The sequence below is a fragment of the Butyrivibrio sp. AE3004 genome (assembly GCF_000703165.1).
Classification (GTDB): Bacteria; Bacillota; Clostridia; order Lachnospirales; family Lachnospiraceae; genus Butyrivibrio.
Map to the genome: position 1 here is coordinate 1,255,949 of NZ_JNLQ01000002.1, position 17,212 is coordinate 1,273,160.

Below are 17,212 nucleotides of genomic sequence, written 5' to 3' on the forward strand. Positions count from 1 at the left end.
AATCGTTTATGAAAACTGTGGATAGATCTAAGGAAGGAATAAAAATGCCAAAAAATAAAGATGTGAAAAAAGTTCTGGTCATAGGTTCCGGCCCGATTGTAATCGGTCAGGCTGCTGAGTTCGACTATGCAGGTACTCAGGCTTGCAGGTCACTCAAGGAGGAGGGAATAGAAGTAATCCTTGTTAACTCAAACCCTGCCACCATCATGACAGATAAAGATATTGCGGATCAGGTTTATATTGAACCTCTTACAGTTAAGGTACTTGAGCAGATCATTGAAAAGGAAAAACCTGACAGTGTTCTTCCCACACTTGGAGGACAGGCAGGTCTTAACCTTGGTATGGAGCTTGCAGAGTCAGGCTTCCTTGCTTCTCACGGAGTAAAGCTCCTTGGAACAACAGCCGAGACTATCAAGAAGGCAGAGGACCGTCAGGAATTCAAGGACACCATGGAAAAAATCGGTGAGCCCTGTGCAGCTTCTCTTGTTGTACACAACGTTGATGATGGTGTTGACTTTGCTGAAAAAATCGGATATCCCGTAGTCCTTCGTCCTGCTTTTACTCTTGGCGGAAGCGGCGGCGGAATTGCTCATAACAGAATTGAATGTGAAGAAATTCTTGAAAACGGACTTCGTCTTTCAAGAGCAAACGAAGTACTTGTTGAACGCTGCATAGCCGGATGGAAGGAAATCGAGTACGAAGTAATGCGTGACAGCGCAGGAAACTGTATAACTGTCTGCAACATGGAGAACATCGATCCCGTCGGAGTTCATACAGGTGACAGTATAGTAGTTGCTCCTTCACAGACACTTACTGATAAAGAATATCAGATGCTTAGAAGTGCTGCTCTTAACATAATAGATGAGCTTCAGATTACAGGTGGATGTAACGTACAGTTCGCCCTTCATCCCACAAGCTTTGAGTATTGTGTAATCGAGGTTAACCCCAGAGTAAGCCGCTCTTCAGCACTTGCATCAAAGGCAACAGGCTATCCCATTGCCAAGGTTGCTGCCAAGATTGCGCTTGGATACACACTTGATGAGATTAAAAATGCTATCACGGGAAAAACCTACGCAAGCTTTGAACCTACACTTGATTACTGCGTAGTAAAATTCCCCAGACTGCCTTTTGATAAATTTATTACGGCAAAACGTACACTCACAACTCAGATGAAGGCCACAGGTGAAGTTATGAGTATCTGCACCAACTTCGAAGGTGCAATGATGAAAGCCATACGTTCACTTGAACAACATGTTGACTGCCTTACAAGCTATGATTTTTCAGAGCTTGATGATGATGAACTAAGGAGCCGTCTTGAAGTTGTTGATGACCAGAGAATCTGGGTAATCGCCGAAGCACTTCGCCGCGGTATGAGCCATGATGAGATCCATGCGATCACCATGATCGACCACTGGTTTATAGATAAGATTCACACGCTGATCAAGATGGAGCTTAAGCTTCTTAGGATCGGTGAGAAGAGCACAATAGCCCGTCACAAGGTTTCAGAGGAAAATGTTCCTGAGATTGAAGAAGCTAAGAAGCTTATAAGCTATGACACACTTCTTAAGGCTAAGAGACTCGAGTATCCTGACAAGGTGATCAGCAGACTTACAAGATTCTCGGTTGATACAATAAAGGCTTTGAGAGATTTCTACGGAATAAAAGCTGCTTACAAGCTCGTAGATACCTGCGCTGCGGAATTCGCTGCCGAAACACCGTATTATTACTCCGTTTACAGCGATGCGGATGAGGAGAATGAAGCACTTGAAAAGGATGAAGCATCAGGCGAAAAGAAAAAGAAAATTCTTGTACTTGGCTCCGGTCCCATTAGAATCGGTCAGGGTATTGAATTCGATTATTGTTCGGTGCATGCAACATGGGCATTCGAAAAAGAAGGCTACGAAACGATAATCATCAACAATAACCCTGAGACGGTATCAACAGACTTCGATATTGCTGACAAGCTTTACTTCGAGCCACTTACTCCGGAGGATGTTGAGAACATTGTAAGACTTGAAAAACCTGACGGAGCTGTAGTTCAGTTTGGCGGACAGACAGCGATCAAGCTTACACAGGACCTTATGAAAATGGGCGTAAAGATTTACGGAACCAAGGCAGAGGATGTTGATGCTGCTGAGGATAGAGAAATCTTTGACAGAATTCTTGAAGAGACCGGAATAAAGCGTGCTGAAGGTGCAACTGTTTATACAGCTGAGGAGGCAAAGGAAGTTGCAAATAGACTTGGCTATCCAGTACTTGTAAGACCTTCCTATGTGCTTGGAGGACAGGGTATGCAGATTGCCTTGTCAGACCAGGAGATAGAGGAATTCATCAACATAATAAACAGAATTGCACAGGACCATCCTATTCTGGTAGATAAATATCTCCAGGGTGTTGAGACTGAAGTAGATGCGGTTTGCGACGGAGAAAACATCGTAATTCCCGGTATCATGGAGCATATTGAGAGATCCGGTATCCACTCAGGTGACTCAATCTCAGTTTATCCGGCACAGTCACTTTCGGATAAAGTAAAGCAGACCATTGCAGATTATACTGAGAGACTTGCTAAAGCCCTTCATGTAATCGGACTGATAAATGTTCAGTTTATAGCTGTAGGTGATGAGGTTTACATCATAGAAGCAAACCCCAGATCATCAAGAACAGTACCTTACATCAGTAAGGTAACAGGTATACCGATAGTTGACCTCGCAGCACAGGTAATGATGGGCAAGAAGCTGGTAGATCTTGGTTATAAACCGGGACTTCAGCCGGAAGCAGAGCATATTGCCATCAAGATGCCTGTATTCTCCTTTGAAAAGATCAGAGGAGCTGAGATCAGCCTTGGACCTGAGATGAAGAGTACGGGTGAATGTCTAGGAATAAGTAAATCCTACAGTGAGGCACTTTATAAGGCATTCCTCGGAGCAGGTATCAGACTTCCCAAGCATAAGCAGATGATAATCACTGTTAAGGATTCTGATAAGGGCGAAGTGATCGATATTGCCAGACGTTTTGAAAAGCTTGGATATATAATCTATGCTACACGTTCAACAGCTGATACACTAAATGAAAACGGAGTTAAGGCGAGAAAGGTAAATAGAATCAGTCAGGAATCACCTACTGTCATCGACCTTATCCTCGGACACAGAATTGACCTTGTAATAGATACACCTACTCAAGGCCGTGATAAGAGCAGAGACGGCTTCCTTATCCGCCGTACTGCAATAGAGACCGGTGTTAATGTTATAACTGCTCTTGATACAGCAAGAGCTCTTGTGACCAGTCTTGAAGATGCTTACAAGGAAGATACACTTGAACTTGTAGATATTGCGAAGATATAAAACAATCTTTCATAATAAGAATACGAAAATCAGACTCTGAGGAGTCTGATTTTTGTTTCTGATTCATGATAAGAAAAATTTTATTATATATGCATTCTTTCTTAAGAATCATTTTCTTCATCAAGTTTATAATTATATTTGGGCAAGTATTTGTCGTAATATTAAAAATCGTTTTTACAGTGTCAAATAATTTGTGAAATACATTATGGGGGCAACTGATGAACGACAAAAGAGATGGAATACAGCTTGATGAAACCAAAGTTCATTTATCGATAATAGTGGTAATCACGATCGCATGCTTTGGGCTTATAGTTGAGAGCATAACTGAAGGATGGGAATACTGGGTTCCGCCGCTTATCGTAGGTGGTGTTATTGCCATATGGTTTTTACATATCACTCAATATGCAAATGTCCGATTCAGAAATAATTTCTTTCTTGTCTTTTCCATGCTGGCTGCGCTCTTTCATGGGGTTCATGAGAGCAGCTTCTTTGACATGGTCGTTATTTTTTCACTTTTAATGGCGACCTTTTCACAGATAGATTCAATCATTTCTTTGAAGATTATTTTAGTTGAATATCTGATACTGATGGCAGTCCACACTGCCGTAGCGTTTTCAAGAGCTACTATCGAGTTTAATTCCCTGAATATTTCGAGAATAGCACTCCATGTATCGGCAATGATATGCCTGTATCATGTTTGCAAAAGATCAATAAAAAACAGAATTGCCTTTATCAGGAATATTGAAAATGTAAAGGTAGATAAAGAACAGGCACTTATGGGTATGGATGATTTTTTGTCCAGAATATCGCATGAACTTCGTACACCGGTAAATGTAGTAACGGGAATTTCTACGCTGATTTTGAAAAAGGAAAAAAGAGATGATGTAACAGCCATACGAAATGCGGGTATAAGACTTGCAAGACAGATTGAGGATATACAGGACTACACCGAGATAGAGAGAAAGTCTGTAAGTATTGAGGTTGATAAATATATGATAACCTCACTTATAAACGAGGGATTTATAAATATTTCGGGGCAAAATGAAAAAAACAATCTTGAAATAGTAATCGACCTTGCGCCGTCGGTTCCGACAACCATGAAGGGTGATGTGAAAAAGATTGCAAAGATCATAAGACTACTTATTGATAACGCGGTCGCATTTACAAACAGAGGCGGAATTTATATAAAAATCTATACGATCAAAAGGGATTACGGAGTAAACCTTGTCATTGAAGTCAAGGATACCGGTATAGGTATGACAAGAAAAGAAATGGCAAATGCGTCTAAAGGCTTCTATGAGATGCTTGAAAACAGCAATCAAAGTGCGGGAAGGGGAGGCCTTGGTCTTGGAATTGTGTTTGGTTTTGCTCACAAAATGGATGGCTTTGTTACGATTGAAAGTGAAAAAGGAAGCGGTACTGCTATCCGTGTAAGCATACCACAGGAGATAGTGGACAGCAGACCATGCCTGTCTGTTGATAATTCTCGGGATAAAAATATACTGTTTTACGTCAATTCGGAAAAGTATAAGGTTCCGGAAGTCAGGGAATATATTACCTCCATGGCTATGAATATGGCAGAAGGTCTCAGAGTTAATATGTACTCTGCAAATAATTTCGAGGAATTTAAACGTAGTGTGGAGAAGAGAAGATTTACCCATGTTTTCACAGGGGCCGATGAATATTCCGAAAACACTGCATATTTTGACTCCTTAAGTAAGCGTGATATAGAGGTTATAGTCTCTGCGCAACCCGGCTTTAAGACGTCTGCAGGTAGCAGAGTTGTTGTTGTGCCAAAGCCCTTGTATGCTTATGAGCTTGTACAGGCCTTAAACGGAAAAACAGGATTCGGTAATACGGAGGAAGAAGTTTCGAAGATTAAACCGGTATACACAGGAGTAAGGGCGCTTATAGTTGATGATGAGCCTATGAATCTTATAGTGGCAACAGGCCTGTTCGAAAACTATAAAATGAAGACTGATACTGCAACAAGCGGTAAGGAGGCAATTGAGAAATTCAAACGATCAGACTATGATGTTATTTTCATGGATCACATGATGCCTGAAATGGATGGTGTTGAGGCTATGAAAATCATCAAAAACGAGGCTTCCAATAAGGGTAAAGACATGCGTGTTATTGCCCTTACTGCCAATGCCATAAGCGGTGCAAGAGAAATGCTGCTTAGGGAGGGTTTTGACGGATTTATCACTAAACCAATCGAGATACAGGATTTTGAGAGAACGATGAAAAAAGTTCTGCCCGAGTCGATGATTAGTTACGAAGGAGGTCATGTATGAGATTAAAAGGCTTCTTTTTAAAACTGATTAAAGATTCAGACAGAAGTATAAGGGAAAGGATTTTCATACTTCTTACTATTTCGGCAGTGGCTGTAGCCGTAATCGCACTTATCGGTGACATTATCTGCGGTGAGAATATTGTTGAGATCATTGCGCTGGTAGGAATAGTAATCTTTGGCCCGCTTATTACGTACTTTGGTGTAAAAAAGCAAAGGGCAAGATTCGCCATGAGGTTTCTCGTTATAGGAGTAGCATTTATACTCATGCCTATTATCTTTTTCTTTGGTGGAGGTACTGAGGGAGGTGCTGTTCCCTGGCTTATATTCACCTACCTGTATATAGGTCTTGTCCTGTCGGGGATATGGAGAGCATCAATGCTGGTTCTCATGACCCTTTTGGTAATTTTGATGTATGGGCTTAGTTATTATTATCCTGAGCTTGTTATACCGCATACAAGGGAAATGTTTTGGATGGATTCTCTCTTAGGAGTCATTCAGGTGGGATTTGTATGTTACCTGATGGCATGGTTTCAGATCCTTGTATCAAAAGAGGAGAATTATAAGGCAAAACAGGAAACCAGGAAATCTGAAGAATTAAATAAATCCCAGAATAATTTCTTTTCAAAAATGAGCCATGAGATCAGAACACCGATAAACACAATTCTGGGACTTAATGAGATTATTTTAAGACAGGAAAACTCTTCGGAGGAAATAAGAAGGGACTCCCTGAATATACAGGGAGCCGGTAAAATGCTGCTTGCTCTTGTAAATGACATCCTGGATTTCAGTAAGATAGAAGCGGGGAAAATGGATATAGTTCCTGTCAATTACAAGGTTTCGGAAGCTGTAGCCGAAATCGTAAACATGGTTTGGCTAAGGGCTGAGGAAAAGGGCCTAAGACTTAACGTTGATATAGACCCTTCAATTCCGAGTGAGCTTTTCGGAGATGAAGTTAGAATAAAACAGATTTTAATAAACCTTCTGAACAATGCGGTTAAATACACAAATGAAGGATCTGTCACGCTCCATATGGAACGTCAGGAGGAAAAAGAAGACCAGGTACTGCTCATGTACTCTGTATCAGACACAGGAATCGGAATAAAGCAGGATGCGCTTCCGTATCTTTTTGATGTCTTTAAAAGAGTAGATGAGGAGAAAAACCGCAAGATTGAGGGTACAGGACTGGGACTGTCAATCGTAAAACAGCTTGTTGACCTTATGGACGGAAAAATAGCGGTGAACAGTGTGTATACTCAAGGCGCAACGTTTACTGTTTCACTATGGCAAAAAATAACCAATAAAGAACCGGTTGGAGATATCAGCATAATAAGTAATGGTGAAGCGGGACAGCTCTACAAGTACGAAAGCGGATTTCTGGCACCAAAGGCAAGAATACTTATTGTAGATGATGATGCTATGAATCTTGAGGTTGAAAAAAAGCTGCTCGCTGAAACAAAGATGGTAATAGATATTGCCCATAGTGGTAAAGAAGCACTTGATATGACCTTTAAAAATTTTTATGATGCCATACTCATGGATCATATGATGCCTGAGATGGACGGAATAGAATGTCTTGAGAGAATAAGAAGACAGACGGGTGGTTTAAATAACTTTACTCCTGTGATAGTGCTTACCGCAAATGCCGGAAGTGAAAACAGAAAGCTGTATAATTCCTGTGGCTTTGACGGATATCTTGTAAAGCCTGTGTCCGGAAGTCAGCTTGAGGAGATGCTTCTTGGATTTTTACCTGAAACAAAGGTAGAAGCTACTGAAATGAGAAGCATGAACAGAGAGGAGCTGAATACTTCCAAAGGTTACAGCAAAAAGATTCCTGTTCTCATTACTACTAACACAATCAGTGACCTTCCGACAAAACTTCTTAAAGATCTGCAGATCGATACTATTCCTGTAAGTATAAGGTCTCAGGGTAAAACTTATTATGACTGCATAGAGGCTGATGCTGACGAACTCATTCGTTACATAAACGAGGACGGAAGAGAGTTCAGATCGGAACCTCCTACCGTAGAGGAATTCGAATACTTCTTTGCGAAAGAATTAAAGAAAGCTCATCAGATCATTTATCTGTCATTCTCGGCAAAGATGAGTGATGAATACGACAGGGCATGCAGGGCGGCAAGCCTGTTTGACAATGTTACCGTCGTGGATTCGGGATACCTATCAAGTGCCCTTGGACTTATGGTTCTTGCTGCTTACAGCATGGCAAAGCAGAATGAACCGGTAGCGAAGATTGCGGAAGAAATAGAAAAACTGAAAAGCAGAATTCACTGCAGCTTCATTCTTGCCGAAACCGATTTTATGACGAAAAACGGATTTGTGGGCAAATGGACAAACAGACTTATGCAGACAGCCGGGCTAAAAATGTCTCTTAAGATAAAAAACAGCATGTTTTGTCTTGATAATTTATGGCTGGGTGATATGCAAAAATGCTATAGAGATTACATAAATTATGCACTCCCGAAGAACGCTGATCCTAATCTTGATCTCATTTTCATAACCTATGTAGATGTGCCGGAGGATACTATTGAGTGGATAAAAGACCTTATAAGCAGCAAATACGATTTTAAAAACATCATTGTCCAAAAGGCATCAGCTGCGATTTCACTTAACTGCGGTCCCGGGACGGTAGGAATTTTGTATATGACGAGGGGTGAGCAGAGCTTTAGCTTTGACAACTATTTTATTAAGAAAAATAAGCCTGAATATACAGAGGATTATGTTATAGGTGAAGAGGCTTCTAATGATAATTCGACAGAGGAAGTAATTGATAATACTGCTGAAACACAAGAACGGACTGCCGACAATGCTGAAAAAGCTGATCTGCCAACCGATAAGGCTTTAGAAGAGCCAAAATGGTACGAGAATATAGAGGGTATAGACGGCGCAGCTGCAATTGATCACTGCGAAACAGAGGACTCGCTCCTTATGGTACTCAAAATATATCGTGACGGAATTCCTGCAAAATCAGAGGAACTTGACAGATTTTTTAACTCTGAAAATTGGAAGGATTACACTATTAAGATCCATGCGCTGAAAGGTTCATCAAGACTGATTGGTGCAGATGAACTGGCGGATGAAGCCTTTGAACTTGAAAAAGCCGGAAAAGCAGGAGATATCGAATATATCAGAGAAAATCATGGAAAAGTAATGGATCACTATATTCAGTATAAGAAGAATCTGGAAGTGATAGATAATATATAGGTGATAGATAATTTGTAGGTGATAGTTAATTTGTAGGTAAGCAAAATCTTGGAATGCGAAGAATTATTGTTTAATGGTCCCGGCTACAGTTCACTACTTGTATTAGCTAACTTTTGAATGAAAAACCATGGCGGCGAAATGCCTACATGGTTTTTTCATTAAACGGAATGGTGTGCAAACTCGAAAAGATAACAAATTTGATTGAAGAATTTGTTTTGCCTAAAAGTGCAACATTATCAGGATTTTATCTGTATATAAAGTAGAATAATAAAACATGATAATGCATGATTTCTTAATTTCTGAGGAAATTCAGAAAACTGTGATATACTTATCAAGTGTGAAAAAACTATAACAATTGCTAAATGAACAGGCAAGCAATGCCGGTTTGAATCGTGTTTTGAGAGCGTTAATAGGGGAACTATGTATAATTTAGCACTGTATGGGGAAAATGAATTAAATGAAAATTGTCTGACCTACGTTTGGAGTTATGGTGCGTTAGTCAGGGAATTTTGGAAAAAACTGATAATCCGGTTTGAAAATAGAATGGAAGGATGGTGTTTTTCTTATAAAGCCATGAAAGGTCTTTTTAAGGAGAGCTTACTTTATGAAATTTTATCTGCTGAAGCTTTTGACAAAAAAGAGATTCGCACAAATACTTCTCCTCAGAACGAAGCTGGACGTTTGGATTATAATCCCACAGTAAAAGCAGGTGAGCTACTTGATAAATATGGTAACAGCATTTTAAGATGCGCCTATTCCTACCTTCATAACATGAGTGATGCTGAGGATATTCTCCAGGACACGCTTATTCAGTACATGAAAAAAGTACCGGTATTTGAAAATGACCATCATGAGAAAGCGTGGCTCCTTACCGTTGCAGCAAATTTAAGTAAAAACAAAATAGAATATCTTGGTATCAGAAGGGCGGATGAGCTTTCGGAGGAACTTGTTGCAGAAAACAAGGAGGACCTTGCATTCGTCTGGGATGCTGTTAAACAATTGCCGGAGAAGTTTCGTGAAGTGATTCACCTTTTTTATGAGGAGGGATATTCTACAAAAGAAATAGCTGAAATTCTGAAAAGAAATGAATCGACGGTCCGGTCAGATCTAAATCGCGGAAGGCAGCAGCTTAAAACTATTCTTAAGGAGGTGTATGACTTTGAGTAAATATAATGAAGTTATGAAAAACATAGTCATTACCGATGAGATGCGCAGCAGAATCCTTGAGAATATTGATAAGGAATTTTCCGGCGATGACTCCGGTAAAGATGACGTAAATAAGGACACTGCTAAGGTGGCTGAAGTAAAAAGCGATGCAGATAAGTCAACAGAAATAACGAACGATTCGGATAAGATACTGAAGTTTATATATTTGTATGGTTCAAAAGTGGCTATATTTGCTTTGATAGTTGTAGGAACCTATGGAGTTATTAAGACAGTAGGTTTAAATAAAAGTGCATCCGATTCCACTTCAAGTTCATATGAATATGCTGCCGAGTCTACAGAGAGCGCAATGGCACCGGAAGATTTATCCGATTATGACGGAATGGCAGAGGAATCTTATGAGAGTACTATGGACGATGAAGAAGCAACTGAAACAGAGGAGGCTGCAGAGACAGAAGCGGCAGAAGAATCTGCTGAAGCAGAGGAGCACGCAGTGACGGAGGAGACATCTGAAATGGCTGGGAATGCTTCCAAAAAATCTGAGGAAATGGCTGCAACTGAAGGGCTGGATATGGCAGCAACCGACGATCAGAATATTGCAGAAACTGAAAAGCAGGATATGGCAGCAGTTGCCGGAAATAATAATTCTCTAATATCAGATAGTGAAAAAGTAGGAACTCAGAAGACTACAAAACCTCAGAAAACAGGAAAGTATATTAAAACAAAAGACGAATTTGTAAAGAGCCTTGGTTTTAGTTTTAAGGAATTAACCAGTCTTTCAAAAATGACGGACGAAGCTGACTATTATATATATGATAATGGCGGTGAAATACGATATTTCTTTGAAGACGGCTCCGCATATTTTTATATTGCGGACAATGCTGAGTTTGTTAACAATATGGCTCTATTGCCGGATACTTATGAGTCAGATGAAGATATAGAAATTGCCGGAACAAAGGCCGCTGTATACACAGACTATGATAATAGAAAGACGGTTGTGTGGAATGCGGATAACTGCTTTTATGGACTTACTGTAACCTATGATATTAGTACAAAGGAACTACAAGTCTTATTTACTGATTGATAATATGCCGGCTGAAAAAATAGAGAAAGAGAGATTCAGGCAATGGAAATTACAACTCTATGCTACATAGAAAAGGATAATAAATATCTGATGCTTCATCGAATAAAGAAAAAGAATGATATTAACGAAGGTAAATGGATAGCCCCCGGCGGACATTGCGAGAACGGCGAAAGTCCCGATGACTGCGTTCAAAGAGAAGTGCTGGAAGAAACAGGATTAAGGCTAAAGTCTGCAAAGTTCAGGGGAATTGTTACCTTTTATTCCAAGGCGATAAGAGATGAACGTGAAGGTCTTTATACAGAGGAAGAAAAGGATCCATGGAGCAAGGATGTAACAGACTATATGTGTCTTTTTACTTCTGATGATTTTGAGGGTGAGCTTGCAGACTGCGATGAAGGTACCTTGGAATGGGTACCGAAAAACAGGCTGTCCGAACTTAATTTGTGGAAAGGCGATCTGATATTTCTTGATCTTATAAGTAGTCCGGAGCAGCCCTTCTTTTCATTAAAATTAACCTATGAGGGTGATGTATTGACAGAAGCGATACTTGATGGGGTGAAAATAAGCTTATAAAATTTGCTCCATGCCAATCTTGTAGGGAGTCATGCCGACTGATTCATAGAACTTCATGGCACTTTCATTACAGGTCCAGACATTAAGGGTTACGTTGTAGTAGCCCTTTTCCTTTGCCCATGATAGTACATAATTGTAGAGCTGTTTTCCTACATGCTGACCTCTGGCATTTTCATCTACGCAGAGATCATCAATATAAAGAGTTTTGATTGGCATCATAAGATTATCATCTGCAGGGTGCTCCTGATGAACGCAAAATGAATAGCCGAGCATGACATCATTTTCATCAACCGCAGCAAAGATAGGACGGGTATCATCCTTTAAAATCACGGCGAGTTCGTCATCGGTGTATTTGTTTGCCTTTTTGAAAAGATCCGGTCTTCCGATATGATGAACAAGGTTGACCTGTCTTAGCAGCTCATGTATCTGAGGAATGTCTTTTTCTAGGGCACGTCTGAATTTCATGGGAAAGCCTCCTGTAAATTGTGGTATATTTATGTTGTTAATTTGTGATAAGCACTATTGTGCTGATACATCAAAAACTCGATTTATAAGTGTTGTCAAAAAGATAACATGAGAATTATATCTCAGTATGGATTGTAATTCCAAGTGAGCTATAAAAAATTTCGATAAAAATGCTGAAGTATGATTTCTGGTGTACAAAATCGAAAGTGTACGTAAGAATTCTGTGTTCCTTAAAAGCAAGGAGCTGGCTGATACGATTCAATTTTTTTCTGAGGAAAAACATGAATCTATAACAATTTATTAAGAAAAGAGTACTATGAATAAGGTAAATTACGCAAAAGAGCTGGAAAAGAAAATTCTAAAATTCCGTGAAGAAAACAGATATCCGAAGCTCCTTTTGCATGCGTGCTGTGCACCCTGTTCTTCATATTGTCTGGAGTATTTAAGGCAATACTTTGCCATTACGGTGTTTTTTTATAATCCGAATATTATGAATGAAACAGAATACAGAAAGCGTGTGGATGAGGAAAAAAGACTTATTGCCGAGTATAACAGGCAGGTTGAGGAACACTGCTTTGATGGTATGAATTCCGATGAGAATGCAAGAAAAATAGAGATACTGGAAGGCGACTATATAGTCAGCGATTATCTGAAAGCCATAAAGGGATTTGAGAGCTGCCCTGAAGGCGGAGACAGATGCACCAAATGCTTTGAACTGCGCCTTGAAGAATCTGCTAAAGTTGCCGCAAAGAATGGATTTGAATTTTTTACAACAACCCTTACAATATCGCCGCTTAAGGATGCTGAGAGATTAAACAGGATTGGACAGGAAATGGGTGAAAATCATAATGTGAGTTTTCTTCCATCCGATTTCAAGAAAAAGGAAGGGTATAAACGTTCCATTGAACTGTCTCATAAATTCGGATTGTACAGACAGGACTTTTGTGGCTGCGAGTTTTCAAGACAGGAGAGGGAAGCATCAAAATGTCTTTGAAACTGTACTCTAGGGCAAACATACTTCGAATTTGGCTAGTTATTTCACGAACGATGTATTAGGTAAAAGGAAGAGGGGAAAATGCGAGTAGTAAATCTTGTAGAAAACACAGAAGGAAATGCAGGCTGCAGAGCGGAGCACGGTCTTTGTTTTTATATAGAAACGAAGAAGCATAAACTACTTATGGATACCGGGGCTTCCGATCTTTTGATTGAAAATGCAAAAAAGCTTGGGGTGGAGCTTTCTGAAGTTGACACGGTAATCTTAAGCCACGGGCATTACGATCACGGCGGAGGAATCCTTCCTTTTTCTAAGATGAATCAGACAGCAAAAATTTTTATACATCCGCTTGCGTTTTCAAAGTGCTATTCGACAACAAGGAGCGGCGAGCCAAGATACATAGGACTTGATCCGGAGATAATGAATTTAAAGCAGGTTATTATATTGGATCAAAAGCCTCTCTCCGATGCGATATCTGACAATGCTTTAGAAGGCAAACCGGATGAGGAACTGGAGATTTTCTCAAATATAGGAAATTCAAAGCCGGCACCTCTTACAAATAAAACTCTTTTTGTGGAGAAAGATGGGGAGTTGATAAATGATGATTTTGCTCATGAGCAGTGTCTTGTCATAAAGCAGGATGGTAAAAGATATGTCTTTTCAGGCTGTGCTCACCATGGTGTGACGAATATTCTTCAGAGATATTTTGAGATATATGGTGACTATCCGGATGCGGTTTTCAGCGGTTTCCATACACTTAGAAAGAATGGCTATTCTGATGATGACCTTGAATATATCAGAAATACTGCAGAGGAGCTTAAGAAGTTTAAAACGAAATTTTATACCATGCATTGTACCGGCGAGGAACCCTATGAAGAGATGAGGAAAATTATGGGAGAGCAGATAGAATATATACACTGCGGGGATGAAATAGATTTTTGAATGGATAAGAATATTTTATGAATAAAGAAAATGTGAAAATTTCTATAATAGGTGGAGCTGTGCTGGATGTTCTTGCAGGAGCGGCGGGACCTGAGGTCTTTGAAACCGGGTCAATGCCTATGGACTACATTAGGACATCCTTTGGAGGCGATGCACTTAATGAAGCGGTTGTTTTATCGAGACTTGGAAAAAAAACAGAGCTTATAACAAGACTTGGAAACGATGAAGTAGGAAATCGAATTTGCGCTTTTTTGGATGAGAATGGCGTAAGTCATGATAAAACAATCATGACAGATGAGTATGCAAGCTCAACCAATATTGTTCTGGTGGACAAGAAGGGAGAAAGATTTTTCCTCACGGATCCTGCAAGCAGTCAGAGAAAGCTTTTCGAAGATGACATCGCTAAATCCACTGATGAAATGGCCGACATAGTAAGCTTTGCCAGCATATTTGTTTCCCCGCCTCTTAAACCGGAGAATTTGGGGCGATTGTTTCGACAAATAAAGAAACGCAGGATTATCCTCACAGATATGACAAAGCCTAAGAATGGGGAAAAACTGCAAGATTTGCGATCGTGCCTTCCATATATAGATTATTTTCTTGCAAACAATGATGAGATTTCAATGCTTACAGGAGAAAGTGTTCCCCGGGAAAATGCAGAACTTCTGATAAAGGAAGGAGTCGGATGCGCGGTCATAAAGCTTGGTGCAAAGGGATGCATTATAAAAACGGCAGATGCCTTTTATGAAATTCCTGCGTATTCTGACTGCAAAGTGATAGATACCACCGGAGCAGGTGACAGCTTCGCAGCAGGCTTTTTATATGGACTGTCGGAAAAATTTTCACTTAAAGACTGCGGACTCTTTGGATGCGCTGTTGCCTCATGTGTTGTTGAAAATATCGGCGGGGCGGAAGGCGTGAAGTCCTTGGAAGAACCCTTGCAGCGTTTTGAAAAAATGAAAGCTGGTTATAATAAGAACTGTGATGATTTATGTCTTCCCGAACGAATATAAGGGAATTATATAAATATGGAAAAATTATTTCCGAGCATATATTGACTAAATATGATAGAATGCTATTTGATTTATTAATATGTAACTATTTTTACTTTTAGTTAGTTCAATACAATTCCTGATTTTTTGAGAAAATTTAAGAATGTTTGGTTTATAGGAGTTTTTTTAACCAGCATGTTTTGGACGAGATTACAAAAAGGACATCTTACAATAGTTAGTCAGATATAAAATGCTTTTATTAGGAGGAAGATAAATTTGGAAAAAATCTTAGAAGTTATATCAAAAGAAGTTTCCGCTGCATTTGAGGCAGCCGGCTATGATGCAGAGCTTGGAAGGGTTACACTTTCAAACAGACCTGACCTTTGCGAATATCAGTGTAACGGCGCTATGGCAGGAGCTAAGAAATACGGTAAGGCGCCTTTCATGATCGCAGATGCGGTTGCGGAAAAGCTTCAGGGAAGCGAGATGTTTTCATCTGTTGAATCTGTTAAGCCCGGTTTCCTTAACCTTAAGGTCAGCGAGGATTTTGTAAGAAGCTATATTGTAAAAATGCTTCATGAGCATCACTTTGGACTTACAATGCCCATGCATGCGCCTAATTTCATGATAGATTACGGCGGACCGAACGTTGCAAAGCCTCTTCATGTAGGACACCTTCGCTCAGCAGTAATCGGAGAGAGCTTGAAGCGTATCCTTAAATATGCAGGCTACAAGGTTACAGGTGACATTCATCTTGGTGACTGGGGACTTCAGATGGGACTCATTATTACTGAGCTCAAGAAGCGCCAGCCTGATCTTCCCTATTTTGATAAAGACCATAAGGGACAGTATCCGAAGGAAGCACCTTTTACAATAAGTGAACTCGAGGAAATCTATCCTGCAGCAAGCGCAAAATCCAAGGAGGACGAGGCGTTTAAGGCTGAGGCTATGGAGGCAACAAAGCTTCTCCAGGACGGTGATAAGGGCTATCGCGCACTTTGGCACCATATCCTTAACGTATCTGTTAATGACCTTAAGAAAAATTATAAGAACCTTAACGTGGATTTCGACCTTTGGAGAGGTGAGTCAGACGTCCATGACGTAATCCCCGGAATGGTTGATTACATGAAACAGCACGGTTATGCTCATGAAAGCCAGGGAGCTTTGGTAGTTGACGTTGCTGAGGAAACAGACACTAAGGAAATTCCGCCCTGCATGATCCTTAAGTCAGACGGAGCTTCACTTTACAATACAACAGATCTTGCGACAATTCAGCAAAGAATGGAAGAGTTTAAGCCGGAAGGACTTATCTACGTTGTTGATAAGCGCCAAGAGCTCTACTTCACACAGGTTTTCCGCTGCGCAAGAAAGACAAAACTTGTTCTTCCCGAGACAGAACTCCACTTCGTTGGCTTTGGAACAATGAACGGCAAAGACGGCAAGCCTTTCAAAACAAGAGAGGGCGGCGTTATGCGTCTTGAGAAACTTATCGCTGAGATTGATGAGCAGATGTACAGCCGTATCAAGGAAGGCAACCAGGATATAGATGACTCTGAGGCAAGGGATACAGCACACAAGGTTGCGCTTGCAGCAATCAAGTACGGCGATCTTTCCAACCAGCCTTCAAAGGACTATATCTTCGACATCGACAAATTTACTTCATTCGAAGGAGATACAGGTCCGTACATCCTTTACACAATGGTACGTATCAAGTCCATCCTTTCAAAATATGAGAAGGAAGGCGGAAATGTAAAGGAAGCGCTTCTTAGAAATGCAGAGTCAGCAGATGAAAAGAACCTTATGCTTCTGCTTACAAGATTTGCCGATGCAGTTGAAAGCGCTGCAAGAGATCTTATGCCTAACAGAGTCTGTGCATATATCTACGAGCTTTCAAACGCACTTAACAGCTTTTATCATTCAACAAAAATCCTTTCAGAACCCGATGAGGATAAGAAGAGTGGCTATATCGCACTCCTTAATGTAACACTTAAGGTTCTTGAGACCGGTATTGATTTGCTTGGATTCAGTGCACCGGATAGGATGTAATTATATACGCCTTTGTTGCTATTAGCAGCGAAGGCGTTTTGATAAAAAACAATTTTTGTATTTTAATGATACATATGATGTAATAAATAAGAGGAA

The 17,212-nt window shown here is 40.2% G+C and carries 11 protein-coding genes; 10 read left to right on the forward strand and 1 reads right to left on the reverse strand.

Features of this window, described 5'->3' with window-relative positions:
• Positions 1-44: 44 nt before the first annotated feature.
• The 6 genes from carB to BV60_RS0108665 all read left to right on the forward strand — a co-directional run bounded on the left by carB (position 45) and on the right by BV60_RS0108665 (position 11,677).
• Positions 45-3,341 (forward strand): carbamoyl-phosphate synthase large subunit, encoded by a 3,297-nt coding sequence (gene carB / locus BV60_RS0108635; RefSeq protein ID WP_029320956.1) that lies wholly within the window; start codon positions 45-47, stop codon positions 3,339-3,341.
• Between the two features lie 218 nt (positions 3,342-3,559).
• Positions 3,560-5,638: a hybrid sensor histidine kinase/response regulator gene (locus BV60_RS0108640; protein ID WP_029320958.1), complete on the forward strand. Its 2,079-nt coding sequence runs from the start codon at positions 3,560-3,562 to the stop codon at positions 5,636-5,638.
• Complete coding sequence (locus BV60_RS0108645; protein ID WP_051656604.1) at positions 5,635-8,856, forward strand: DegV family protein; 3,222 nt, start codon at positions 5,635-5,637, stop codon at positions 8,854-8,856. Before BV60_RS0108640 ends, BV60_RS0108645 begins: the two co-directional genes overlap by 4 nt.
• 420 nt (positions 8,857-9,276) lie before the next feature.
• Entirely contained in the window at positions 9,277-10,023 is a 747-nt protein-coding gene (locus BV60_RS0108655) for an RNA polymerase sigma factor (RefSeq protein ID WP_242840964.1), read from the forward strand.
• On the forward strand, positions 10,016-11,104 hold the full coding sequence (locus tag BV60_RS0108660; RefSeq protein WP_156036044.1) for a hypothetical protein: 1,089 nt from the start codon (positions 10,016-10,018) through the stop codon (positions 11,102-11,104). The genes BV60_RS0108655 and BV60_RS0108660 overlap by 8 nt, the downstream gene beginning before the upstream one ends.
• Positions 11,105-11,146: 42 nt before the next feature.
• A complete protein-coding gene (locus tag BV60_RS0108665) occupies positions 11,147-11,677 on the forward strand; it encodes an NUDIX hydrolase (RefSeq protein ID WP_029320966.1) in 531 nt (176 codons plus the stop codon).
• Here BV60_RS0108665 and BV60_RS0108670 read toward each other — a convergent pair.
• Positions 11,672-12,142: a GNAT family N-acetyltransferase gene (locus BV60_RS0108670; protein WP_029320967.1), complete on the reverse strand. Its 471-nt coding sequence runs from the start codon at positions 12,140-12,142 to the stop codon at positions 11,672-11,674. The genes BV60_RS0108665 and BV60_RS0108670 overlap by 6 nt on opposite strands.
• A gap of 316 nt (positions 12,143-12,458) precedes the next feature.
• Between BV60_RS0108670 and BV60_RS0108675 the strand changes: the two genes are divergently transcribed.
• From BV60_RS0108675 to argS, 4 genes are all read left to right on the forward strand, one after another.
• Positions 12,459-13,136, forward strand: a complete 678-nt coding sequence (locus BV60_RS0108675; RefSeq protein ID WP_029320969.1) for an epoxyqueuosine reductase QueH — start codon at positions 12,459-12,461, stop codon at positions 13,134-13,136.
• An 81-nt stretch (positions 13,137-13,217) separates the two neighbouring features.
• Entirely contained in the window at positions 13,218-14,078 is an 861-nt protein-coding gene (locus tag BV60_RS0108680; RefSeq protein ID WP_029320971.1) for an MBL fold metallo-hydrolase, read from the forward strand.
• A gap of 17 nt (positions 14,079-14,095) precedes the next feature.
• A complete protein-coding gene (locus BV60_RS0108685; RefSeq protein WP_051656605.1) occupies positions 14,096-15,091 on the forward strand; it encodes a carbohydrate kinase family protein in 996 nt (331 codons plus the stop codon).
• A 255-nt stretch (positions 15,092-15,346) separates the two neighbouring features.
• Complete coding sequence (gene argS / locus BV60_RS0108690; protein WP_029320975.1) at positions 15,347-17,116, forward strand: arginine--tRNA ligase; 1,770 nt, start codon at positions 15,347-15,349, stop codon at positions 17,114-17,116.
• Positions 17,117-17,212 lie beyond the last annotated feature (96 nt).